The sequence below is a fragment of the Alphaproteobacteria bacterium genome (assembly GCA_030680745.1).
Lineage (GTDB): Bacteria > Pseudomonadota > Alphaproteobacteria > JAUXUR01 > JAUXUR01 > JAUXUR01.
Map to the genome: position 1 here is coordinate 1 of JAUXUR010000024.1, position 22160 is coordinate 22160.

Below are 22160 nucleotides of genomic sequence, written 5' to 3' on the forward strand. Positions count from 1 at the left end.
CCATTTCGGCTTGACGGTCAGAAAGGATCTTACACATGAGTAATATATCATCATACGAAAGCCTTAGTCATTCTAAATGGGACTGTAAGTATCATTTAGTTTTTGTACCAAAATGCCGCAGGAGAATTTTGTATGGAAAAGCATAGTACACGACACTTTTAACCAATTAAATCTATAACAAATGCTAGCAAAAAATTAACATAATTACATCGATTTATTTTTTCAAATGAAATATTATTTTTTATAAAATCAATACCATAAGTAAATAAAGAATATAATTTTCTGCCATGATTTTTTATTTTTATTTTTTCAAGGCTATTTCTAATCTTTCCTGTTAATATAGAAACAACACACGCTATTGTTATTATAAGAAAAAGTTTTTCAAGTTTTTTTGTTTCCTTTAAATGCGTTTCTTCTATATTAAAACCTTTTGTTTTTGTATTCTTAAAAAGAGTCTCAATCTTCCATCTTTCTTTATAAGATTTTAATATTTCTTTCTCTTTTAAATTTAAATTATTTGTACACACAATAAGCAATCCTGACTTTAATTTTTTTACAGCAATTAAACTAGAAACACCTAATATTTTATCCTTTCGAGATTCAATCTCATTTTTAGATAAATATTCAAATATTTTTCCTGCTTGCATTTTTCCACCATTGAAATGTCTTAATAAATGTGATGATTTTAATCTTACAAGATATTTAATATTATTTTCTTGTAAAAATTTAAACCACTCTTCTCCTTCAAACTCTCTATCACCTATAAGAATCTTTATTTTATTAACATCAATTATTTTTAATAGATCTAAAACAATCCCTATCCGTTCTTCTGTATTGGAATTTCCTTTTTTATCAAGTTCTTTCCAAACCAATGGAATAGATGTTGATTCATATACTGCAGAAATGACGAGATAATTTATTTCTTTGTTTCCAAATTTCCAATTTGTTCGATCCATAGCTAAAATAAAATTATCTTTTAAATTTAGTAATTCGATTATTATTTTTCCAGCCTGAGTGTAATCAATATCTTGTTTTTGCATAAATCTTTGCATTTGTCTTTTTTTTGAGTCCTCTTTTGCATCTCCATTTACATACTCTACTAATTTTTTATAATAAACATGACTTGTTCTAATTGCCGATACAATTGTTTCTTTCAAGAATTTTTTTCTTGACGGATGCCAGTCGAAGTGATTATTTATTGCTTGATCTAAGGTATTCATTTTTATCATTGTACAGCTCCTTTTTTTGTATCTTGTCTGTACTATGTTTTCTTATAAAAAATCAATACCTTAGATCAAATTAAAAAAGTGTCGTGTACTATGCAAATTCATATGCTTTCCTGAAGCAATACTCTCTTTACCTCAATTAAACGATCTTAATCTTAGCGACAATCAAATCAACACCATACCTGACGAAATTAGTAATTTAACAAAATTATACACACTCAGTCTTAATAACAATCAAATTGAAGAAATACCTAATACTATAAAAAAGTTAGAATCTTTAGCAAAGCTTTATCTTGGAGGAAACAAATTTACCACCTTTCCTGAAGCAATACCCGCTTTAAGAAACTTACAAGAACTTTATCTTAACGATAATCAAATTAAAACTCTACCCATTAAAATTGGAAATCCCAATAGGTTAAGAATACTCAACCTTTACAATAATCAAATAGACGAAACCATTGATAATATAAGAAGATTATATCAATTAGAAGAACTTTATCTTGGAGAAAACAAACTTACAAATTTTCCTGAAGCTATAACTAATTTAACCAACTTAAATACACTTTACCTTGCCTGCAATCAAATCAAAGAGATACCAGATGAAATTGGTAACCTTATCAACTTAAAGAAACTGAGTTTTTACAACAATCAAATTGAAACAATACCCGACACTATAAAAAATTTAACAAAATTAAATTCTCTTTACTTAGGGCGTAATAAGCTTAAACATATACCAAATACAATAGGAATGTTATCAAATTTAAAAGAGCTCCGCCTTCATGATAATTTACTCACTTTTGCACCTTCATCTTTAAGAAAAATAAAAACATTATCTGAATTAAATCTAAATAATAACCCAAATCTAATGCATAAAGGCGAAAATGGGACTGCATTAGGCAAAAAAGAATTACGAAAATATTTCAAAAATTCTATTCAATTAAATAAACCAATCTTAACAGAAACAAAAACAGAAAAAGATGTACTTGAATTCATGGACGAATTTTCTTCACGTATTAACCATAAACAGTTTGCTTCGAACACATTACCCGAAATCATTGTAGATAAAATATTCAGTCATCAAGAAATGTGCGACACTTTAAATCAAATTATAACCCAACTTAACTTACATAATACAAATGAACCAGGTTATGTTTGTTACGAAATTATAAGTAATGATGACGAAACATATGATGAACAAGAAATATCTAACGCTGAAAAAATACATTTATCTCTTATCCCTCGCTTACTGAAATATATCAATACACTTTATGGATTAATTGCACAAGACGATGTTGAAATTTTACAGATGTATCCCGAACAAATTCCCGATACACAAAAATCACTTACTTTTAACTTACAATCCATTCTTAATGAAGAAGATCTAGACATAAAAGCATTGCAATTTACAACGCTTGCAGGCGGTCTTCTCCATTGTGCAACAGGTCAATCTGAAGGAAATAATTCTGTAAATTATGCAGCACAGGGGCAATATTACACCAATGATTTCAAATATAATTTAAAACGTTTTTTAGCCGCCAAAAAAAATGAATATTTTACAATAACCATTTTACAAAAAGGATTTAATAATAATCAAAACGTGCATTTAATAAGTAAATATCGTGATGCATTAAAACCAATATTAGGCCTAAGCACCGCCATTACATCTTTTTATGAACGAATTGGCCCTAATCAACAACAAGATGTCTTTTATGGCAACAAATGGAATGTATTACAAACATTTTATGATCTTGTTACCCCCGACCTTATGATCAATTGGGTTTTTGAAGCCGCCGAAACACAAGAAGATCAACGGGATTATAACAAACAATTTAAACGGGATGTGCCAAAAGAAGAAAAAGAAGAATATTTACAAAATGTTAAAAAGAAAATAAAGAAAAACAAAATGTTAAGACCTTTTATAACAGGGGAAATATGCGCTTATTTAATAAATGAAAAATTAATGATAGGCAAAAAAAATTGGGAAAAATATTTTACAGAAAATCCTTGTAAAATTGGGAACCATGCAACATTAACCCGGGAAGGCGCCAAAGCAATCCTTATACATGAAGCCTTTATAATTGAAGATCAGGAAGATGACGAAATGATTATTGATGACAATATCATAAATGAAAATTATAATAATAATTAAAATTTAATTTTATATGAAACTCCACGGGAAAAGCTCCGTGGTTTTTCGTTAGAACTATAAAAAGGAAAAAAACATGTATAAAAAAAATGTCCGCTAGATTGATTTTTTTTCTGCCTACATAGCAAAATTATACAATTTTTCAGCACGTGTTTCAAAAGCGCGAACCATTTTTTGAACAGCCTCACTAAACACACCTTGAATTAAACCTTGCAAAATGCGTGATTTAAATTCAAACTCAATATTAAAGTCAACAATACAAAATGTAACACCATCTTGAATCGAGGGTGTAAATTTCCATGTATTACGTAAATATTTAAAAGGCCCACTTAAATAAGTGACATTTATTTGCTCGGGAGATTGAAACGTTACTTTTGATGAAAAGCTCTCGCTAAAAAACTTAAAACCTATCGTTACATCAGCAAAAATCTCGTCTGCTGCTTCAGATGTAATTTGACATGATTTACACCATGGTAAAAAATCTGGATAATTTTCAACGTCTAAAACAAGATCATACATCTGATCTGGTCTATATGGTAACATTCTTCTGTCTGAGTAGACTGGCATTACACAACCGATAATTGTTTCAATTTTTCTAATCTTGCTTGCTTAAGTTTTATAAAATCATCACCTGCATGATGCGATGACCGCGTTAAAGGCGAAGATGACACCATCAAAAATCCTTTACCATAAGCCATTTTTTTATAATATTCAAACTCTTCAGGCGTTACAAAACGATCAACTATATGATGTTTTGGCGTTGGTTGCAAGTATTGTCCTATCGTTAAAAAATCAACCTGTGCGGATCGTAGATCATCCATGACTTGTAAGACTTCTTCTTTACCCTCGCCAAGGCCCACCATAATCCCAGATTTCGTGAACATTGCAGGATCAACTTCTTTTACGCGATTCAATAATCTTAACGAATTAAAATAACGCGCACCTGGTCTAACCGTTTGATAAAGCCTAGGCACTGTTTCTAAATTATGGTTATACACATCAGGTTTTGCGTGAATAACAATATCGCACGCCCCTTCTTTGCGCAAAAAATCAGGCGTTAAAACTTCAATCGTTGTATTGGGCGAAGATTTACGAATTTCTTGGATCACACGCGCAAAATGGTTCGCCCCACCATCTTCAAGATCATCACGATCCACAGACGTTATCACAACATGATGCAATTGAAGGCCTTTTAAAGCTTCTGCCACGCGTTCTGGCTCGTGCGGGTCAAGCAGATCAGGTTTTCCTGTATCAATGTTACAAAAAGCACAAGCACGCGTACAAATGCTTCCTAAGATCATGATTGTTGCATGTTTTTTTGACCAACATTCACCGATATTAGGACACGCTGCTTCCTCGCAAACCGTGTTTAACTTTAAGCCACGCATCAATTTCTGTGTTTCAAAAAAACCTTCTGATTGAGGCGCTTTTGCACGAATCCAATCTGGTTTTTTTAAAATTGTCATTTTAATTCCTTTGATATACTTGCAATGTTTTTTCCAAATCAACTGTCTAGATTATGAGGCAAAGTCTAGAAAGCTCGAGAACCGGAACGGAGTGTACTTTTTCGTACATGAGTACCAGAAGTGTAGAGCTGACGACGAATTTGCCCATAAGATTGGCAGTTAAATATGTATTGCACGCCCATAGGCTGAGAGTACCGATTCATGCATCATTTCTGAAAGAGTTGGATGTGGGAAAATTGTCCGCATCAAATCTTCTTCCGTTGTTTCAAGACCAATCGCAATCGCAAAACCTTGAATAAGTTCAGTGACTTCTGCACCAATCATATGCGCCCCAAGTAACGCCCCTGTTTGTTCATCAAAAATAGTTTTGACCATTCCATCGGTTTCACCCATCGCAATCGCTTTACCATTCGCCATAAACGGAAAACGCCCAACTTTAATTTTTTTATGTTTTTCAAGCGCTTGTTTTTCATTTAAACCAATGGACGCAATCTGTGGCCGCGCATAAGTACATTTTGGAATATTCATGGGATCAATCGTATGCAGATTGGGTAATTTCATCATATGCTCAACTGCTAAAATACCTTCATGCGAGGCTTTATGGGCAAGCCAAGGTGTGCCTACCAAATCACCAATCGCATAAATACTAGGTTCATCTGTTTGCAAAAATTGATTCGTAACGATGTTGTTTTTTTCGACTTTAATTTTTGTTTTTTCAAGACCTAAATTTTCTGTATTAGCCACAATACCAATTGCCAACACAACAACGTCTGCTTTAATCGATGTTTCTTTGCCCAAATGTTCAATAAAAATTTCAACATCTTTAGCAGATTTGACAATCTTTGTGACTTTCGAGGACAGATGAATCTTAATACCGTTTTTTTGGAACAATTTTCCTGCAATATCAGATATTTCATGATCTTCTGATGGCACAACCCGCTCAAGTGCTTCAATCACTTGAACTTTCACGCCTAAATCATTGTAAAAGCTTGCAAATTCGATACCAATCGCCCCACTGCCAATAATAATCATTGATTTGGGTAATCTTTTGGGGGTCATGGCTTCTTTATAGGTCCAGACTTTGTCTTCATCTGGTTCAAACCCTGGCAAAATACGCGCACGCGCGCCTGTCGCTAATATAATGTTTTTGGCTTTTAACTGAAATTTTTCTTTTGTTTTGCTATCTTCTAAATCAATTAATCCAGCGCCTGCCAATTTACCATGTGCTTCAAAAATCGTGACTTTATTTTTCTTCAATAGATGTTGAATGCCTGTGCTTAATTGCTTGGCAACGTGACGCGAGCGATCAATAATTTTTTCTAAATTTATGCCTATATTTGAAGCATGGAGGCCAAATTCATCGGCACGATGCATCAAATGATAAATTTCAGCGCTTCGAAGCAATGTTTTAGTTGGGATACAACCCCAATTTAAGCAGATTCCACCAAGATGTGCGCGCTCAATCAACGCTGTTTTAAGACCTAATTGGGACGCTCTAATCGCCGCCACATAGCCACCAGGACCGCCCCCAATGACAATTAGATCAAATTGTTCCATATTCATTTTTGTCATGGGATCCTCAGGAAAGCAACGAAAGTGGATTTTCAACAAGATTCTTGAATGTGGCTAAAAATTGAGCACCCATCGATCCATCAATAACACGATGATCAACCGATAAAGTACATGACATCATCGAACGAATCACAATGGCACCATTTTTAGCAACAGGCATTTCAATCCCAGCGCCCACAGCTAAAATAGCCGATTGTGGCGGATTGATAATCGCTGCAAAATCTTTGATGCCAAACATACCCAAATTGGAAAGGCTAAAGGTCCCCCCTTGATATTCTTCAGGCTTTAATTTACTCAGTTTTGCGCGTACTACATAATCTTTCATCTGCACTGAAATATCAGATACATTGCGATCGTGTGCATTAAAAATAATGGGCGTTATCAACCCATTAGGCACAGAAACTGCAACCGATACATCAGATGTTGGATGGCGAATTATACCCTCATCAGACCACGACGCATTAACCTCTGGTACCTTCTGTAAAGCAAGCGCTGACGCACGGATTAAAAAATCATTAATCGAGATTTTTTGATCTTCTTTCAATGCATTAAACTGAGCGCGAAGTGCCACCAAATCTGTAATATCGCAATCAAGTGTCAAATAAAAATGAGGAATTGTTGATTTTGCTTCCACCAATCTTTTGGCGATTGTTTTACGCATTAATGTATGCGGAATAAGTTCTGCGGAAGCATTTGTTGTTTTTTGTAAGGGCTTATAATTTTCAACATCTTGACGAATAATGCGTCCATGAGGACCAGAGCCTTGAATAGCATCAAGCGCAATATTTTTTTGAGACGCAATGCGTTTCGCTAAAGGACTTGCAAAAATACGATTTTCTTGAGTATTGATGACTGATGTTTTTTGAGTAGACACTTGATTCAATACAACAATATCAGCTGTATTGGGTGCTTTTGGTGTGGCTTCTTGAGCAACTTTAAAATCATCTAGACTACTTGCTGCTTCGCCCTCTTCTAAAATCAGCGCAATCACTTGATTTACTTTGACGTTTTCAGTTTTTTCAGGCACCAATATCCGTCCTAAAATACCCTCGTCAACAGCCTCAACTTCCATAATAGCTTTATCTGTTTCGATTTCAGCAATAAGATCACCTGCTTTAACCTTATCACCCTCTTTTTTATGCCATTTGGCAAGGTTACCTTCGGTCATTGTTGGTGATAAAGCTGGCATCAGTATGGTAATAGGCATAAAAAACTCCAACGAAATTATAGTGAAATGCTTTGAGATTCAGACGAGACGCAACGCTCGAAGTGTAGTTCTTCCTACATGAGAGCGGCAGCAACGCTGTATCAATCCAAAGTCATTTTACTATAGCAAACTGATTTTACAGCGTTTATGATATCGTCTATTTGCGGTAATGCAAGCTTTTCTAAATTCGCAGCATACGGTAATGGCACATCTTTTCCTGTGACACGCACAACAGGCGCATCCAAATAATCGAAAGCATGCTCCATCATAAGCGCTGACATTTCTGATCCAATACCTGCAAAAGGCCACCCTTCTTCAAGACTTACCAAACGACTTGTTTTTTTGACCGATTGCACGATTGTATCCACATCAAGCGGACGAATGGTTCGCAGATCAACAACTTCCACCGAAATATTGTCTTTAGCTAGAATTTCTGCGGCATGTAAAGCATGTTCAACCATAAGTGAAAAAGCTGTGATTGTGACATCTTTGCCTTCACGTACGACTTTAGCTTTACCAATGGGCACAATTAAATCGGGATCATCTGAAATATCAAAAGTTTTGCCGTAAAGCAATTCATTTTCTAGGAAAATAACGGGGTTTGGATCACGAATCGCTGCTTTCAATAATCCTTTGGCATCTTCTGCGCTGTAAGGCGCTACAACCTTTAAGCCAGGACAATGGGCATACCAAGAGGCATAGCATTGTGAATGTTGTGCGCCCACGCGTGACGCCGCCCCATTAGGTCCACGGAAAACAATCGGACATTGAATCTGACCACCTGACATATATAATGTTTTAGAGGCAGAATTGATAATATGATCAATGGCTTGCATCGAAAAATTAAAAGTCATGAATTCAACAATAGGTTTTAATCCACCAAAAGCCGCCCCTACTGCAAGTCCTGTAAATCCATGCTCTGTAATAGGCGTATCCACAATACGATTGGGACCAAATTCATCAATCAAGCCTTGGCTTACTTTATAAGCCCCTTGATAATAGCCAACTTCTTCGCCCATTAAAAAAATTTTAGAATCTCGGCGCATTTCTTCAGCCATTGCATCTCGCAAGGCTTCGCGCAAGGTTATTTTTTTAGGCTCATTCATTATGTGATGCGTGATCATGGGTCAATATATCCGTATAAAGTTCATCAACATCTGGTTCTGGGCTATTTTGTGCAAAATCAACGACTTCTTGCATCAATACCTTAAGATCTTTTTCAATAAGGGTAAAATCGTCTTGGTTTGCTATTTGTTCAGTAAGTATATAATTCTTTAAATGTTCAATTGGATCGCGCTCATCTTTCCAAACAGACACTTCTTCCTTACTGCGATATTTTGCTGGATCCGACATAGAATGCCCTCGATAACGATACGTCATCATCTCTAATATATAAGGCCCTTTTCCAGCGCGAATATAATCAAGCGCTTTTTTGCCTTTTTCTTGCACTTCCATTATATTCATACCATCAACACGAACACCTGGAATACCATAAGGCTGACCACGTTCACACAAAGTCGCACCTGCCGCCGCACGTTTAACCGATGTTCCCATACCATATTGATTATTTTCGATAATATAAAGAACAGGTAATTTCCATAAGGCCGCCATATTAAAGGCTTCGTAAACTTGCCCCTGATTGACAGCGCCATCACCCATATAAGTAACGCAAACATTTTTTTCATTATTATATTTATAGGAAAAAGCGAGACCAGTCCCAATAGGCACTTGCGCACCCACTATACCGTGACCGCCATAAAAACGTTTTTCAATGCTAAACATATGCATTGAACCGCCCTTGCCTTTTGAATAACCATCACGTCTACCGGTTAATTCAGCCATGACGCGTTTAGGATCCATACCACATGCAAGCATATGACCATGATCCCTATAACTTGTGATAACCGAATCACCTTCTTGCATGACTGATTGTAAGCCCACAACAATGGCTTCTTGGCCTATATATAGGTGGCAAAAACCACCGATAAGACCCATACCATAAAGCTGAGCGGACCTTTCCTCAAACCTGCGTATAAGAAGCATGTCCTTATAAAGATTAAGCATATGCGCCTTATCTTTAAGCGTGGAAGGCGTATCTTGAATGGGGGGTGTAAATTTTGCCATTGATTTTACATTACGCAATGTTGATGACCCTTAAGATTACTCAATTCTTCGTGACACACACTTATTTATTTTGGTGTGTATCTATATCTAACACCTCAGTTTACCTTATTACAAGCCAGAAGAATACAACAAAAAACAAAAATTAGAACATTTTTGCAACAGCTTACAATCATCTTAAAATTTGTTTACAATATTTCTGGAATTTGGTACGGTCTTCTGACATTTATTGTCGAGACTAAATAAATACCCTAAACTTTATGGAGAAGACCATGGTACAATTTATCCGTTTAGCTGCTTTCGCAGCAATCGTTGCTTTCACAGCTGATGTATCAGCTACAGACGCAAAAGTAGAAGAAGTAGCACCAGTTGCAGTAACAACAACTGAAGAAGTTGCACCAGTTGCAGCTGAAGAAGTTAAAGCTACTGAAGAAGTTAAAGTTGCTGAAGAAGCCACTAAAACTGATGTTAAAGCTGAAGAAGTTAAAACTAAATCAGCTAAAAAAACAGCTAAAAAATAATATTTCGTTATTTTTAAACTGAAGAAAAGGTCGCCTTTAATTATGGCGGCCTTTTTTATTTTATATCACTTATCTTACATACGTTTTGTAAATTCTTTATCTGCATCAAAAGATGTACTCATGGCTGACAAAACCAAGCTTGCATCTGTTGCCGTTGTCATTAATTTAACCAATGTTGCTGTGCTATCAACATTCGATTGTTTTAGGTGTTTTGGCTCTAAAATACCCACACTCCCTTGACCAGGAATTTGAAAACTTGGAAAACCAGATTTAGTTGTTTGAATTTTAGCCGTACCTGCAATGTTATCCAATTCATTCGAATCAGGAAACTTTGCTAAAACAATTTGATATTGTTTTCGTGGTTGCGTACCATTTTTAAAAAGTGTAGAAATAACGCCCTGCTGATCAAAGGAATTTGTTAAAGCATCACTTGCAGGTGCACCATCAGGCGTAATGCTGAAAACAAGAGCAGTCTCACCCACTTGCATAAGACCAGCATCCACCCCTGGTGTTCCTAACTTTAAAGTAACAACCTGATTATTCGTTTCACCCACAGCCGAAAAATCTAAAGTAAGGGCAGCATCACCACTCGCAGCACCACCAACAGTCGCAAGCGTTCCATTATTATTAAATGTTACAGCAATTGGAGAAGCACTCGTTACCGTACCACCTGTAACAACTGGTATTAAATTCCAAGCACCAGCGCCCGTTTTAGTTAAAGTACACGTAATCGTATGCGCAATACCTAAAGACCCGTAAACCTGCGCTTCAAATTTAGGGTTTGCTACACCAGGATCAAGATTAGGTGGAATACGCATTGAAACATCCACTTTTGTGCTGGGAATTGGTCTTGAACTATTATTAGTTATTTTTACAATTTCTAAATTAGTCGAAATAACAGATGGTAATGTCCCATCGTCATTATACTTAATCCCCAATAATTTATTACCTGCACTATTTTCATAAGTACCATCAGCTTTTTGTACAAAGTCAGTCAAATTTGTATAGGCTGTACCTTCACCATCTTTTCGCTGAACAATTGCTAATCCATCACCACCAGATACCGCAAAATTCGAATTGGGCATATCATCCGTACTTACAATTGCACCTTGAGTGCTTGTCGTATTGGAACGCGTGGCTTTAATCCCTGAAACAACAGAACCTCCACTTGCTGACCCTGTTACAATTGTCGAAAATTTAATCTCAGTTCCATCGGTTCCATAGGCACCCTTCAATCCCAAATTTGCAGATTCACCATCTCGCATTTCTTGAAGTTTTAAAAACGTATTACTTAAACTCACTGATGCTGTTGACATTTTTTTCTCCTAGGCCGCTATTTCTATTGTATTATTCGATGTATCTGAAATAAATGACATTGATCCATCACCTTCAAATGGTAATTTTTGAATACCTTTACCAATCATTTTGACATACATAAAAGTCTCTCCATCGCGCGGTTCAATTTCTTGAATCGGTGCATAAACAAATGTTTTAAGAGCGCGCAGTTCCGACGGTTTATTCGATCCATTAATTAAAAGTGAATATTCACCTTTAGCTACTTTTTGCTTATCCTTATTCAATCCATCCCACTCAAAACGATGCATGCCTTCTTTTAACTCACCTTTAAGCGTTGCAACTGGATCGTTGTTATTATTCAAAATCATAATAGTGCACTCTTTAAGATCCCCTTTGGGAACCTCATACGCAAAGTGAACAGGTTTGTCTTCAAATGCCACTTTATCACCTTCTACACGTACTGACTTTCCAACTAAGGAAATAGTGTTCGTTGCATTATTTTGCATCGACATTTCAAATAACGAAAATTCCATTTCTTGACGGCGCATCAAAGTTTCTGCTTCCTGTGTTGAAAGAGCTAACTTCATTATTTCTTGAGGTTTCACAGCTTTACCATCAAGAGGATTACTAAATTCCATAGACTTGATCATCATTTGAAAAGTATCTTTTTCCTGCTTTTTCAATTGTTCTCTTCGTTCCATCATGTTTTTTTTGTGTAATTCAACAGACTCAGCCTTTGATAATTTTGGTGCAACATTCGTTAAATTATTTGGACCTGGCATTTTTGACTCCTAAACCATTAAATTAAGCAATGAGGTTGCTGTGACATTGTTTTGAATTTGTTTCATTTCCTCAAGCGAAGGTTCGTTATTTTCCCCTCTAAAAAAATGTGTTTTTTGATTCAAATCTTGATCATTTTTTGGGTGTTCATGCGCAAATTGAGAAGAAGAATCGGCAAAATTCAAAAGATCAAATGAAACTTTATCAGGTTGAATATCTAAGCCTGATTTCCCTAAAAGAACCAAAAGATCTTGCCTATTCCCCTGAAACAAATCAAAACCATCTTGGTTCGAGAAAGTAAAATGTGCTTCCGTTAATTTTGTTTCAGCATTCGTTTTTAAATCAAGTTTTATCGTACCTAATTCTTGAGGCAAAATAGAAATTTTAAGAGATTGAACACCATCTTGATTTGTTATATTGCCAATTTTTAAGCCGATGATAGATTGATTTTGTTCATTTGCTTGGTTTAACGTACTACTTTGACTTGTTAGTATAAATTCTTTTGAATTATCAGGAGCACTTAAAATCGTAGGCGTTGGAAACACATCAATTTTTGCAGATGATTCTCTGTTTTGTACTGATTGCTGATTTGTATTTTGATGATTCACCAGTTTCAAAGTTTCAGCTTGAGGAGTTTCTTCCAACAATTTTTCATTTTCAACATTTATTGGTAATTTATTATCTTGAAATTTTATATTTTGAAGTAAGAATTCAGCATCATTCAATTGGAATAAAGATTGATCTAATTTTTTAAAATCACTTATCGTGACATCATCAGCCTCAAGATCAACATTATTTTTTTCATGAAGCATATAATTTGCATTCGGATAAAACGCTAACATTTTATCATCATTACCATTGTGCAAATCTCTAAAATCTTTAGGAATTTCAACGAAAAAAGACGTATTTTTAATGATTGCAGTATCAGGATATTCTTCTGTTTGGTTAGGCTGTTGCCCTTCCACAAAAGGAATTGATTCTACATTTGAGTCTTTAATATGGTTATTATCGATTACAAAAGTATTTATTGAATTCCCAACATCAAAAAAAGCATCTTTGATATTAATGTCTTTCTTTTCAGGGGCAATAGAAATTACAGCACTTTCCAGTTCATTAGAAGCACCTTCTTGCTCAATCACCAAAGTTCTTGTTGCGTCTTTAATATATTCACTACTTTTTTTGTTTTGTTGATCAATTACGAAGAAATTTAGCTCATTTTCTAGATAATCAGGAAAGTCTTGTGTGTTTACATATTGTTGTTCAATCGCCATATGAGTTGCTGCAACCTTTGAACCTTTTGAATTTTCAACCAATATTTTTGGATCTTCTGTTAGATCAACAACATTATCAACCAATAGATCAGGTACATTCTGCTTCGTTTTTTGCGCTTCTAAAAGTTTCTTAGGAAGGTCTTGTGTGCTTACATATCGCTGTTCAATCACTATATGAGTTGCTGCAACCTTTAAACCTTTTGAATTTCCAACCAATATTGTTGGATCAATAACATTATCAACCAATGGATCAGACACGTTCAGATTTGATTTTTGCGCTGTCAAAATTTCCTTTTGGGAAGAAATTCCATCTTGTACATAAATCTCGCGCATTGCATCTTCAAATAAACTATTTTGTTGTGATTCTATTTTGGGATGAAACGCATCCTGATTCATCGAAACAGTTAATTCTGCAATTGCTACAGACATTCTTAAGCCTTATTATTAAATTACAAACACAATTCATCTGTGCTCTATATATAGGTATTGCAAAGCATATGCCAAATTTAACCATTTGATTTTAAACAAAAAAAAATAAAAATTGAAAAATTGAAATTAGCAAAAAACGGTCATCATGACAAAAATGGATATGCAAAAAGTACCAAACAAAAAATAAGGCAATTTTTGCCGGCAAATTCTACCTCATGAAAAACAAAAATAATTTTTATCGCTATGTACTAAGAATAATTTTTTTTAATTTATTGAATAATAAACAATTTTTTTTTGGCATAAAAATTGTATGTAAATAAAACTCTTATATAAAACAAAATCGAAATGGTTTTGATAACAACTAAAGTATCCTAGAAAGGGAGAAAAAACATGAGTTTTGATGTAAATTTAGGCGCTTCGCAACGCGGTATTCTTTTCGCTATGGCAGAAGCAAGACAAGCGATTGAAACTGGACAAGAACGCCTGACAACAGGTAAAAAGATCAACTCAGCAGCTGATGATCCAATTAAATTCTTTACTGCAAATTCACTTGAAAATGATGCTTTCGACTTTATGAAAGTCAAAGACACGTTGGGGCAAACTGTTAAGTCCTTAGAATCAACCAATAACGGCCTTACATCCATTAAAACCACACTTGACTCTATGCAAGGTATAATCAATTCCGCACGTGGCACTTCTGACGTAACAACGCTTGAAAGTCTTTCAAATACTTTTAATAGCTTGATGAATCAAGTAACCAACCTAGCCAATGACGCAACGTACAATGGTCGAAACTTCATTGCTACGTCAGGCGCAGGAACTGGTGGGGCAACATATGATTTAACACTCTATTTTGGTATCGACACGGCTACTCCTTCAACTTTTACAATTGCTGCAATTGGTGCAAGTGCTGCAAGTATTGGACTAGATTCTGCAGGTTCTTCTTGGCAAGCAAGTACTGATATTGATGCATCACAATCCCTACTTACCGCAGCTATATCAACCATTCGTTCATCAATCCAGACATTTGCTACATCCATCAATATGTTGAAAATTCGTGATGAATTCACAACAAAACATGTTAAAGCTCTTAAAGATGGCGCATCACAACTTGTAGAAGCTGATATCAATGAAGAAGGTGCTAAATTAAATGCACTTAAAATGAACCAATATATCGGGTTATCAAACCTTGGCTTTTCCGGTCAATTAAATCAAGGTGTTCTAAAACTACTCGGTTAATTGTTTTTACAATGAGCACAAAAGGGGGCGTCATTGACGCCTCTTTTTTTTTGTTTTCGCTTTCAGAAGGCACGAGTAACGATTTGACGCCCTATTAACCTAAATGAAAATGTATACACAAAATTAATTTTCACAGATTGCCATCTATACCCAAATAATCTGAAACTACCGTTTTTAGCCGATACCCTTTGGTCACTTTTTGAACCAAAAATTTCTAAGATAAAACAATTAGCTGTCTAAATTTTCGGCATCAAAAATTACCTCAAATTTCAAGCCTAAAAATCGGCATTTCCAAATCATTTGGGTATATACATTTGAAAAATCCACATCGTGTGATATTTCTGTCTGTATATAAAATTGTTAATGCATCGTCAAAATATCAATTACTCATGTAAGATCTTAATTTAAAAAATTTTATTTTTCCTGTATCATTACGTAACCAGAAAAAGTTTATAAGCCATTAAGCATTAACCAAAAAGGACAATTCCAAATGGTAAAAGCGATCATTTACAAACCTTCTAAAACATCAACACAATCAGGTCGTCAAAATACCAAAAATTGGGTTTTAACCTATACACCCTCTCCACAAAAGGCTGATTCACTTATGGGTTGGATTGGTTCAGGATCAACTATGAATCAACTTAAACTTAAATTTTCTTCTAAAGAAAACGCTATTAATTATGCCATACAAAATGGATTGCTTTTTGAAATTCGTGAACCACACCTATCTTCATTTAAAGAAAAATCTTATGCCGAAAATTTTACTATACCCAAATAATTTGAAAATGCTGATTTTTAGACTCGAAGCTTCACTTCTCGTTTGTTCAGGGAAACGACTGAATGTTTGGCGGGTTTTAGCAAAGGTTATTTTTTGTCCCGTAGATTGAAGAATATTAGACTTCTTTCAAATCTCGCTAATGTGGGACCAGTGATAGAAGATTCGGCACGGATTCACTTGTATATTCTTCATACATGAGGATCTGAGCACCAAAGCGACACATCAATAGACCACAGCAACAGAGTTTCGAAAGAGGTCTATTTTGTATATGAAGAAGTCTTGCAACATATCCTTAAAAAATCAAAAAACGAAAAATAATTATGCAAGAAATTTAAGAAAAAAATGACATCAACATAAAATTAAGTTACTATACAAACATATCCACTCTAGCTCCAGCATTATGAGCAGAACTAATAAAATCAGACTGATTTCCATAATGTGTAGGCGGGATGGTATTAATAACTTCACCCTCTGGATCTTTATAAACAATAACCAATTGATCCTCTTCAATTGCTAAACTAGTCGTTTCAGTGTTCAAATTAATAGATTTACCATTGTTATTGTACGTATTTAATCGAGATTCTTGTGATTCTATGTTTTGATCTGAATTTTTTTGAGTCTCAGGTGGCCACGACAAAGCACCATTCTGGAGTAATTGCGTAGGTTGGTTTTCTTTTTCATATGATTGCGATTGAGCATCAACTTTAGATGAAGAGAGGGTATTACCTTTCAGTGAAAAGTTTGATTCAGATCGAAATTGTTGTTGTATAACGATTTCCATTCTAAAACCCTATATTTAAAACGATTACCAAAGATATTATCCTAGATACATCTGATATAAAAATATTCTATCCTCCATATAAAGTCTACACAAAATACAAGATACTTGTCAAATATTGTAACACGTTGCGATCAAACAACAATTTAATTCAGTTTTATTGACTTTTTTTTATGCATTTGTTCTTTAATCTTTTTTTCAGCACGACGCTCATCTTCAAATAAAATACATTTTGCATAATTTTCACTTCCAGATTTATACCCATAAGATAAACAATTATCTCGACCTTCTTGAAGACCTGATATATTTGGAGAACACGCAGACAATAAAATATTAAAGCCTATGACAATATTAGTTATAAGCAGCGTATTTTTCTTCATTAATCTTATCCTCGTCTACATAAAAATGTCTTTGTACACATTGAGAAAAAAAGACGGAGCCTTTCTCTAGCCCTTCATCAAAACATCTTTTTTCATAGATCATTTTATTCTGATTCAAAAGTGGCTTTTGACACGCTGAAACGACACACCCTAAACTTATTAACACTAAAACACTTTTTTTCATCACAACTCTCTTTTAAGAGAAAAGTCTAAATTATTAACCGCACTATTGTCTAGGCAAATGTTCAATCTTTTTTTTCTTATCACCACGTGGTGATTTTGAAAATTTTTTAGATGATTTTTCAATAGGCTGTGAAAATACCTCAATCGAGGGAAAAACATCTTCTAAATTTTCAATATAGCTTATAGGTTCACTTAAAGATTTTTTTCTCTTTTGCTTACTTCTCTTAAAAAGAGTTGGCGAGGGAAAAACATCTTCTAAATTTTCAATATAGCTTATAGGTTCACTTAGAGATTTTTTCCTCTTTTGCTTACCTCTTTCAAAAAGAGTTGACGATGAAAAATCATCCTCTTCTAATTTTCCACATACAGAAGAGCTTGATCCATATAAACAATTTAATTTTTCGCGTTTCTGTTTTTCAAATTTTGGTGTTAAAGACATGTCTTCAGTTTTTTGTATAGAACTCAAATCAACAAAAAAATCTCTGTCTGATAAAAACCCACTCTTTTTAGTACGATCTCCACGTGGCGTAAAATAACCTAAAATTGATATATTGCGTTTAAGTCTTGGTGATTTTACAATGCTATCTGAAGAAGTTCTATCTGATAATATCCTACTCTCTTTAGATGCTTCTCCACGTGGTGTAAAACATTCCATTATAGAAGAAGTCGCTTTTGAAAAATTTTCAATAAACAAACTTTTTCTACTTTTTAAAGATATTTCATCATGATCCATTTTATATTTTTTATAATGACATTTATCTTTTATATATTCCAATAATACTGCAATCGATTCTACAGGGTAAAAATCTTTTCTTTTTTGTTCAATTTTTTCCATAATGGGGCCAACATTATCCCACTGACAATCTATATTTTGTCGCCAAATCATAAATTGAAAAACAACTTTTCCATCAATAATACAATCATAAAGATAAATTGGTGTTTTTACATAATAGTTGATGTCCGCATCAATGAGCTCACTCGGATAAAATTTTATATCCAAAATTGTTTGTTGCTGTGCAGCATTTAATAACTTTAATGTGTCAAGTTCACTCATACCTTCAGGAAAAACAAACCCATTCTCAATTGCCCTATAAACAAGTCCTTTTTTTATATAAACTTCACCAAGCATCAATTTTAAAAAACTCGCCACTGATCCCAAGGGTACATTTTTAAATTCTTCAGTATCTTTTAATGGCCACTTGCTTACTGGTAGTTTTTTATTAATAAAAATTGGCCATGGATCATTATCCATATCAACGTGAACAAGTTTTTTCTTTTTAATTTTTTTAGGTTCAACAAGCAATTCATCCAATGACAAAAGCGGTATGTCTTTCTTACGTTCAGAAGATTTTTGAATTGTTTCAATAACGTCCAAAGATAAATCTGCACCCTTTCGCGGCGACGAAAAAACATCATTTTCTTGAATAAAACAAATCAAAAACAATACTATAACCATATTGAAATACATTGTTTTCATTTTTCTCACCTTTTGTTATTGAACCTATCTATTAAAGCACAAATTTTATATTTGGTTAATACTAACTTTAACAAAAACACTAGACCTTGTTATTGCGTGAAAATTACACGAATCTATTGCAAAAAAGTTTCAGATGCGGTAAAAATAACTATTGGGGTTGTATTTTAGGTTTTTTTAATGAAAACGCGCTATTGCTTAATGTCTTTATTGTTATCTACATCTGTTTTTTGTGATAATTTTGCACAAAATGTAGAGCCGCAACTTATTTCAAATTCAGATAGCTTTACTGATCGTCAAGCACCCACCTCTATATTACAAACAAAACTTTCTTTTGCACCTATTGTCAAAAAGACTGCACCAACTGTTGTTAATATTTACACCCAACGCGTTGTTCAATCTCGTGAATCTAACCTTATGGCAGATCCCTTTTTTAGACAATTTTTTGGGCATGATTTAAAACTTTCAGTCCCACGCGATCGTATCGAGCGTTCATTAGGATCTGGCGTTATTGTAAGTCCAGAGGGTCTTATCGTCACGTGTCACCATGTCGTGCAAGACAGCGATCAAATTAATGTTGTCCTTTCTGATAAGCGCGAATTTCAAGCCAAAGTCGTTAAGCTTGATCCCAAAAGCGACCTTGCTATTTTGAAAATAAATCCTTCAAAAGGCGCCCTTCCCTTTTCTGATATCGGCACTGCTGAATCTTCAGAAATTGGCGACCTAGTTCTTGCCATCGGCAATCCTTTTGGTCTTGACCAAACGGTTACAAGCGGTATCGTTTCTGCAAAAAAGACAATTATGGGTGCTTATGTTATCCAAACAGACGCAGCCATTAATATTGGCAATTCAGGTGGCGGTTTATTTGATATGGAAGGACGCCTTATAGGCATTAATTCTGCTATCTACTCAAAAACGGGTGGCTCTAATGGTATTGGTTTTGCTGTCCCTTCTGAAATGGTCAAAGTAGTCTTGCAAAGCGTTGGATCCCAAAAACCACCCCAAAAACCTTGGCTTGGCATTCAAGGCTCAGAAGTGACCCCCATTATTGCTGAAGCTATGGGCATTGATTTACCCATCGGCGTTTATGTCAATAAACTTTACCCAAAGGGACCTGCCGATATTGCAGGACTTAAAGTCGGCGACGTTATTCGTAAAGTAGATGGTAAGGATATCACTGATATTTCAGGCCTTGAATTTATTGTAGCAACGCGTCAGGCAGGCACTGAAACAGCCATCGAAATCATGCGTGAAGGCAAATTGCACCACGTACGTTTTCCTTTAACGCCCCCGACGGATACTATACCACGCGAAACCACAAAATTAGGCGGCAAGCACCCCTTAACAGGCGCCATTGTTGCTAACCTATCTCCTGCACTCGCCACTGAATTATCATTGAATGTTTTTGATGGTGGTGTTGTTATAACGAAATCACCCCAAGATACCACACCTTTTAGGCTTGGCTTCGAAGAAGGTGACCTCATCCTTCAAATCAACAATCAGAAAATCGGCAATGTTAAAGAATTAACCGAAAACCTTAACAGCGCAAAAGCGCAATGGGTTATTTCTTTTAAACGTGGCCAAGAAATCCTGAGCATATCTGTTAGAGCATAAATGATATTTCAAACGAGCACTATTTCTTCCGACGATACAGACCAACGTCTTGATCGATGGCTTAAACGTCTTTTTCCAGGACTTCCACAAAACCTGATTCAAAAAGCCCTCAGAAAGGGTGATATTCGCATCAATGGTAAAAAAACTGATTCTAATTATCGTTTGATTGAAAATGATGAAGTTAAATATCCCGTTTTCGAAGAAAATGAACAAGTTGAAAAAGAAATTAAAACATCAAAGCTCAATCTTAAAGAATATACCCTTTATCAAGATGATGATATTTTTGTACTCAACAAACCTCAAGGCATAGCCGTTCAAGGGGGTACAAACATTGAAGATTGTATCGATGATGCTTTATACCAACTTCAATTTGATAAAAAAGACCGACCACGTCTCGTCCATCGATTGGACAAAGACACGTCTGGTGTATTACTTCTGGCGCGTACTTTAAAAGCTGCACAATTTTATGCCACTGTTTTCAAAGAAAAACATGCAACAAAATTGTATTGGGCCGTAACCATTGGCAGCCCATCACAATCAAAAGGTATGCTCAAAGCGCCCCTTTTAAAACATAATGAAACAACATACGAAAAAGTAACGATTGACGACGAAGGCAAAGCTGCCGAAACACGTTATAAAATTCTAAAATCTACAGATAAATTCACGCTCATGCAACTTGAACCACTCACAGGCAGAACACATCAATTGCGCGTCCATTGTGCAACTTTCGGCTTCCCAATCTTGGGTGATGGCAAATATGGTGGCAAAGATGCTCAATTAAAAATTGGCAAATCACGCCCTACATTGCATTTACACGCAAAATCATTAACCATCCCAACTTTATCTGGTCAATATTTAAATATTGTGGCACCTTTACCCAAACATATGCTAGAAACGTTTAAAATTCTTGGGTTTAGTGATGAAAACGACAAAACTACATTATATTGAGACAAAAACGGGATTCCAAATACTCAACCAGGAATCCCCCCTTTTAACGCCCCTTAAAAAACCCATTATTTTACCAAGCGAGCAAATCGCCAAAGAATTTATCGCCCATGATCTAAAAACGAACCCCTTGTTGAAGCACATCAATACAATATTAGATTTTGTAACAATCAAACGAAAAGAGTATGAAGCTGCCATTTTAGATTATATCGATTATGACAGCATTCTATATTGGTCCGAAGAACCCAAAGACCTTTTTGAACATCAAAGCAAAGAATGGGGTAAAATTATTACCTTTGTTGCAAAACAAACAAATGCAATTCCACTCAAAACACATAAACTTGAAACGATTGAACAAAATCCCGTTATAAAATCACATTTTCAAGCCTGGCTTGAAGCTTTAAATCCTTTCCAATTATTTGGATGTCACGAAATCGTTTTCGAACTTAAATCTGTGTTTATTACATATGCCTTAAGTCATAATGCCATTGATTTCGAGCGCGCTTTTCAAGCAGCCTTCCTAGAAGAATATCATCAAATTGGCCTTTGGGGCATGACAGAAGAACAAGAAGAATGTTTGAATGATATTAAATCTTCTTGTATCGAAAATCTGAAATTGCTTCAATTAAGCTGATAAAAGCTTTTATTCACATTCAAGAAACAAGCCACGCAGATCAAATAAAAAACTTACAAACGAACCAAAATTTTATTTTTATTGATTTTTTAAAGTATTT

19 protein-coding genes and 2 pseudogenes are annotated in these 22160 nt (G+C 34.9%); 8 read left to right on the forward strand and 13 right to left on the reverse strand.

Annotated features, from left to right (window positions below; translation table 11 throughout):
- The first annotated feature begins 44 nt into the window (after window positions 1–44).
- Window positions 45–137 (forward strand): annotated as a pseudogene (locus Q8L85_02000) (IS200/IS605 family transposase).
- Between the two features lie 21 nt (window positions 138–158).
- Here Q8L85_02000 and Q8L85_02005 read toward each other — a convergent pair.
- Window positions 159–1229 (reverse strand): IS4 family transposase, encoded by a 1071-nt coding sequence (locus Q8L85_02005; GenBank protein MDP1723459.1) that lies wholly within the window; start codon window positions 1227–1229, stop codon window positions 159–161.
- Window positions 1230–1974: 745 nt separating this feature from the next.
- Here Q8L85_02005 and Q8L85_02010 point away from each other — a divergent pair.
- Window positions 1975–3375, forward strand: coding sequence for a hypothetical protein (locus tag Q8L85_02010; protein MDP1723460.1), 1401 nt, complete (start codon window positions 1975–1977; stop codon window positions 3373–3375).
- Window positions 3376–3489: 114 nt separating this feature from the next.
- Here the strand turns inward: Q8L85_02010 and Q8L85_02015 are convergent, their stop codons facing one another.
- The 6 genes and pseudogenes from Q8L85_02015 to pdhA form a co-directional block, all read right to left on the reverse strand.
- Window positions 3490–3915, reverse strand: coding sequence for a type II toxin-antitoxin system RatA family toxin (locus tag Q8L85_02015; protein ID MDP1723461.1), 426 nt, complete (start codon window positions 3913–3915; stop codon window positions 3490–3492).
- A 23-nt stretch (window positions 3916–3938) separates the two neighbouring features.
- Window positions 3939–4838 carry a lipoyl synthase gene (lipA, locus tag Q8L85_02020; GenBank protein MDP1723462.1) on the reverse strand — a complete coding sequence of 300 codons (900 nt, stop codon included), beginning with the start codon at window positions 4836–4838 and terminating at the stop codon, window positions 3939–3941.
- 159 nt (window positions 4839–4997) lie between these two features.
- Window positions 4998–6401 (reverse strand): dihydrolipoyl dehydrogenase, encoded by a 1404-nt coding sequence (lpdA, locus tag Q8L85_02025; GenBank protein MDP1723463.1) that lies wholly within the window; start codon window positions 6399–6401, stop codon window positions 4998–5000.
- A 16-nt stretch (window positions 6402–6417) separates the two neighbouring features.
- Window positions 6418–7617, reverse strand: coding sequence for a pyruvate dehydrogenase complex dihydrolipoamide acetyltransferase (locus Q8L85_02030; GenBank protein MDP1723464.1), 1200 nt, complete (start codon window positions 7615–7617; stop codon window positions 6418–6420).
- Between the two features lie 101 nt (window positions 7618–7718).
- Window positions 7719–8705 (reverse strand): annotated as a pseudogene (locus tag Q8L85_02035) (pyruvate dehydrogenase complex E1 component subunit beta).
- 10 nt (window positions 8706–8715) lie between these two features.
- A complete protein-coding gene (gene pdhA, locus Q8L85_02040; protein ID MDP1723465.1) occupies window positions 8716–9681 on the reverse strand; it encodes a pyruvate dehydrogenase (acetyl-transferring) E1 component subunit alpha in 966 nt (321 codons plus the stop codon).
- 329 nt (window positions 9682–10010) lie between these two features.
- Between pdhA and Q8L85_02045 the strand changes: the two genes are divergently transcribed.
- Window positions 10011–10259 (forward strand): hypothetical protein, encoded by a 249-nt coding sequence (locus tag Q8L85_02045; GenBank protein ID MDP1723466.1) that lies wholly within the window; start codon window positions 10011–10013, stop codon window positions 10257–10259.
- 74 nt (window positions 10260–10333) lie between these two features.
- Here Q8L85_02045 and Q8L85_02050 read toward each other — a convergent pair whose 3' ends face one another.
- Genes Q8L85_02050 through Q8L85_02060 form a run of 3 tightly spaced genes read right to left on the reverse strand, consistent with a single transcriptional unit; the run spans window position 10334 to window position 14035 of the window.
- Window positions 10334–11575: a flagellar hook-basal body complex protein gene (locus Q8L85_02050; protein ID MDP1723467.1), complete on the reverse strand. Its 1242-nt coding sequence runs from the start codon at window positions 11573–11575 to the stop codon at window positions 10334–10336.
- A gap of 9 nt (window positions 11576–11584) precedes the next feature.
- Window positions 11585–12337 carry a FlgD immunoglobulin-like domain containing protein gene (locus Q8L85_02055; protein MDP1723468.1) on the reverse strand — a complete coding sequence of 251 codons (753 nt, stop codon included), beginning with the start codon at window positions 12335–12337 and terminating at the stop codon, window positions 11585–11587.
- A 9-nt stretch (window positions 12338–12346) separates the two neighbouring features.
- Complete coding sequence (locus Q8L85_02060) at window positions 12347–14035, reverse strand: hypothetical protein (protein MDP1723469.1); 1689 nt, start codon at window positions 14033–14035, stop codon at window positions 12347–12349.
- A gap of 390 nt (window positions 14036–14425) precedes the next feature.
- Between Q8L85_02060 and Q8L85_02065 the strand changes: the two genes are divergently transcribed.
- Both Q8L85_02065 and Q8L85_02070 read left to right on the forward strand, forming a co-directional pair.
- Complete coding sequence (locus Q8L85_02065; GenBank protein MDP1723470.1) at window positions 14426–15274, forward strand: hypothetical protein; 849 nt, start codon at window positions 14426–14428, stop codon at window positions 15272–15274.
- A 490-nt stretch (window positions 15275–15764) separates the two neighbouring features.
- Window positions 15765–16052 (forward strand): ETC complex I subunit, encoded by a 288-nt coding sequence (locus Q8L85_02070; GenBank protein MDP1723471.1) that lies wholly within the window; start codon window positions 15765–15767, stop codon window positions 16050–16052.
- Between the two features lie 367 nt (window positions 16053–16419).
- Here Q8L85_02070 and Q8L85_02075 read toward each other — a convergent pair whose 3' ends face one another.
- From Q8L85_02075 to Q8L85_02085, 3 genes are all read right to left on the reverse strand, one after another.
- Window positions 16420–16833: a hypothetical protein gene (locus Q8L85_02075; protein MDP1723472.1), complete on the reverse strand. Its 414-nt coding sequence runs from the start codon at window positions 16831–16833 to the stop codon at window positions 16420–16422.
- A gap of 143 nt (window positions 16834–16976) precedes the next feature.
- Window positions 16977–17210 carry a hypothetical protein gene (locus Q8L85_02080; protein ID MDP1723473.1) on the reverse strand — a complete coding sequence of 78 codons (234 nt, stop codon included), beginning with the start codon at window positions 17208–17210 and terminating at the stop codon, window positions 16977–16979.
- Between the two features lie 226 nt (window positions 17211–17436).
- Window positions 17437–18870 (reverse strand): hypothetical protein, encoded by a 1434-nt coding sequence (locus Q8L85_02085; GenBank protein ID MDP1723474.1) that lies wholly within the window; start codon window positions 18868–18870, stop codon window positions 17437–17439.
- Between the two features lie 177 nt (window positions 18871–19047).
- On the opposite strand from Q8L85_02085, the gene Q8L85_02090 reads away from it, so the two are divergent.
- The 3 genes from Q8L85_02090 to Q8L85_02100 are packed head-to-tail and all read left to right on the forward strand — an operon-like array spanning window position 19048 to window position 22060.
- Entirely contained in the window at window positions 19048–20481 is a 1434-nt protein-coding gene (locus tag Q8L85_02090) for a Do family serine endopeptidase (protein ID MDP1723475.1), read from the forward strand.
- The gene (locus Q8L85_02095; protein MDP1723476.1) at window positions 20482–21429 is read left to right on the forward strand and encodes an RluA family pseudouridine synthase; all 948 of its coding nucleotides are present in this window, start codon (window positions 20482–20484) and stop codon (window positions 21427–21429) included.
- The gene (locus tag Q8L85_02100; GenBank protein ID MDP1723477.1) at window positions 21401–22060 is read left to right on the forward strand and encodes an ATP12 family protein; all 660 of its coding nucleotides are present in this window, start codon (window positions 21401–21403) and stop codon (window positions 22058–22060) included. Before Q8L85_02095 ends, Q8L85_02100 begins: the two co-directional genes overlap by 29 nt.
- The last annotated feature ends 100 nt before the right edge of the window (window positions 22061–22160 follow it).

Bases quoted from the DNA above. Each gene is read 5' to 3' on its own strand.
- Q8L85_02005 (MDP1723459.1), bottom strand. From the start codon at position 1,229: ATGATAAAAATGAATACCTTAGATCAAGCAATAAATAATCACTTCGAC.
- Q8L85_02010 (MDP1723460.1), top strand. From the start codon at position 1,975: ATGTTATCAAATTTAAAAGAGCTCCGCCTTCATGATAATTTACTCACT.
- Q8L85_02015 (MDP1723461.1), bottom strand. From the start codon at position 3,915: ATGTTACCATATAGACCAGATCAGATGTATGATCTTGTTTTAGACGTT.
- lipA (MDP1723462.1), bottom strand. From the start codon at position 4,838: ATGACAATTTTAAAAAAACCAGATTGGATTCGTGCAAAAGCGCCTCAA.
- lpdA (MDP1723463.1), bottom strand. From the start codon at position 6,401: ATGAATATGGAACAATTTGATCTAATTGTCATTGGGGGCGGTCCTGGT.
- Q8L85_02030 (MDP1723464.1), bottom strand. From the start codon at position 7,617: ATGCCTATTACCATACTGATGCCAGCTTTATCACCAACAATGACCGAA.
- pdhA (MDP1723465.1), bottom strand. From the start codon at position 9,681: ATGCTTAATCTTTATAAGGACATGCTTCTTATACGCAGGTTTGAGGAA.
- Q8L85_02045 (MDP1723466.1), top strand. From the start codon at position 10,011: ATGGTACAATTTATCCGTTTAGCTGCTTTCGCAGCAATCGTTGCTTTC.
- Q8L85_02050 (MDP1723467.1), bottom strand. From the start codon at position 11,575: ATGTCAACAGCATCAGTGAGTTTAAGTAATACGTTTTTAAAACTTCAA.
- Q8L85_02055 (MDP1723468.1), bottom strand. From the start codon at position 12,337: ATGCCAGGTCCAAATAATTTAACGAATGTTGCACCAAAATTATCAAAG.
- Q8L85_02060 (MDP1723469.1), bottom strand. From the start codon at position 14,035: ATGTCTGTAGCAATTGCAGAATTAACTGTTTCGATGAATCAGGATGCG.
- Q8L85_02065 (MDP1723470.1), top strand. From the start codon at position 14,426: ATGAGTTTTGATGTAAATTTAGGCGCTTCGCAACGCGGTATTCTTTTC.
- Q8L85_02070 (MDP1723471.1), top strand. From the start codon at position 15,765: ATGGTAAAAGCGATCATTTACAAACCTTCTAAAACATCAACACAATCA.
- Q8L85_02075 (MDP1723472.1), bottom strand. From the start codon at position 16,833: ATGGAAATCGTTATACAACAACAATTTCGATCTGAATCAAACTTTTCA.
- Q8L85_02080 (MDP1723473.1), bottom strand. From the start codon at position 17,210: ATGAAGAAAAATACGCTGCTTATAACTAATATTGTCATAGGCTTTAAT.
- Q8L85_02085 (MDP1723474.1), bottom strand. From the start codon at position 18,870: ATGAAAACAATGTATTTCAATATGGTTATAGTATTGTTTTTGATTTGT.
- Q8L85_02090 (MDP1723475.1), top strand. From the start codon at position 19,048: ATGAAAACGCGCTATTGCTTAATGTCTTTATTGTTATCTACATCTGTT.
- Q8L85_02095 (MDP1723476.1), top strand. From the start codon at position 20,482: ATGATATTTCAAACGAGCACTATTTCTTCCGACGATACAGACCAACGT.
- Q8L85_02100 (MDP1723477.1), top strand. From the start codon at position 21,401: ATGAAAACGACAAAACTACATTATATTGAGACAAAAACGGGATTCCAA.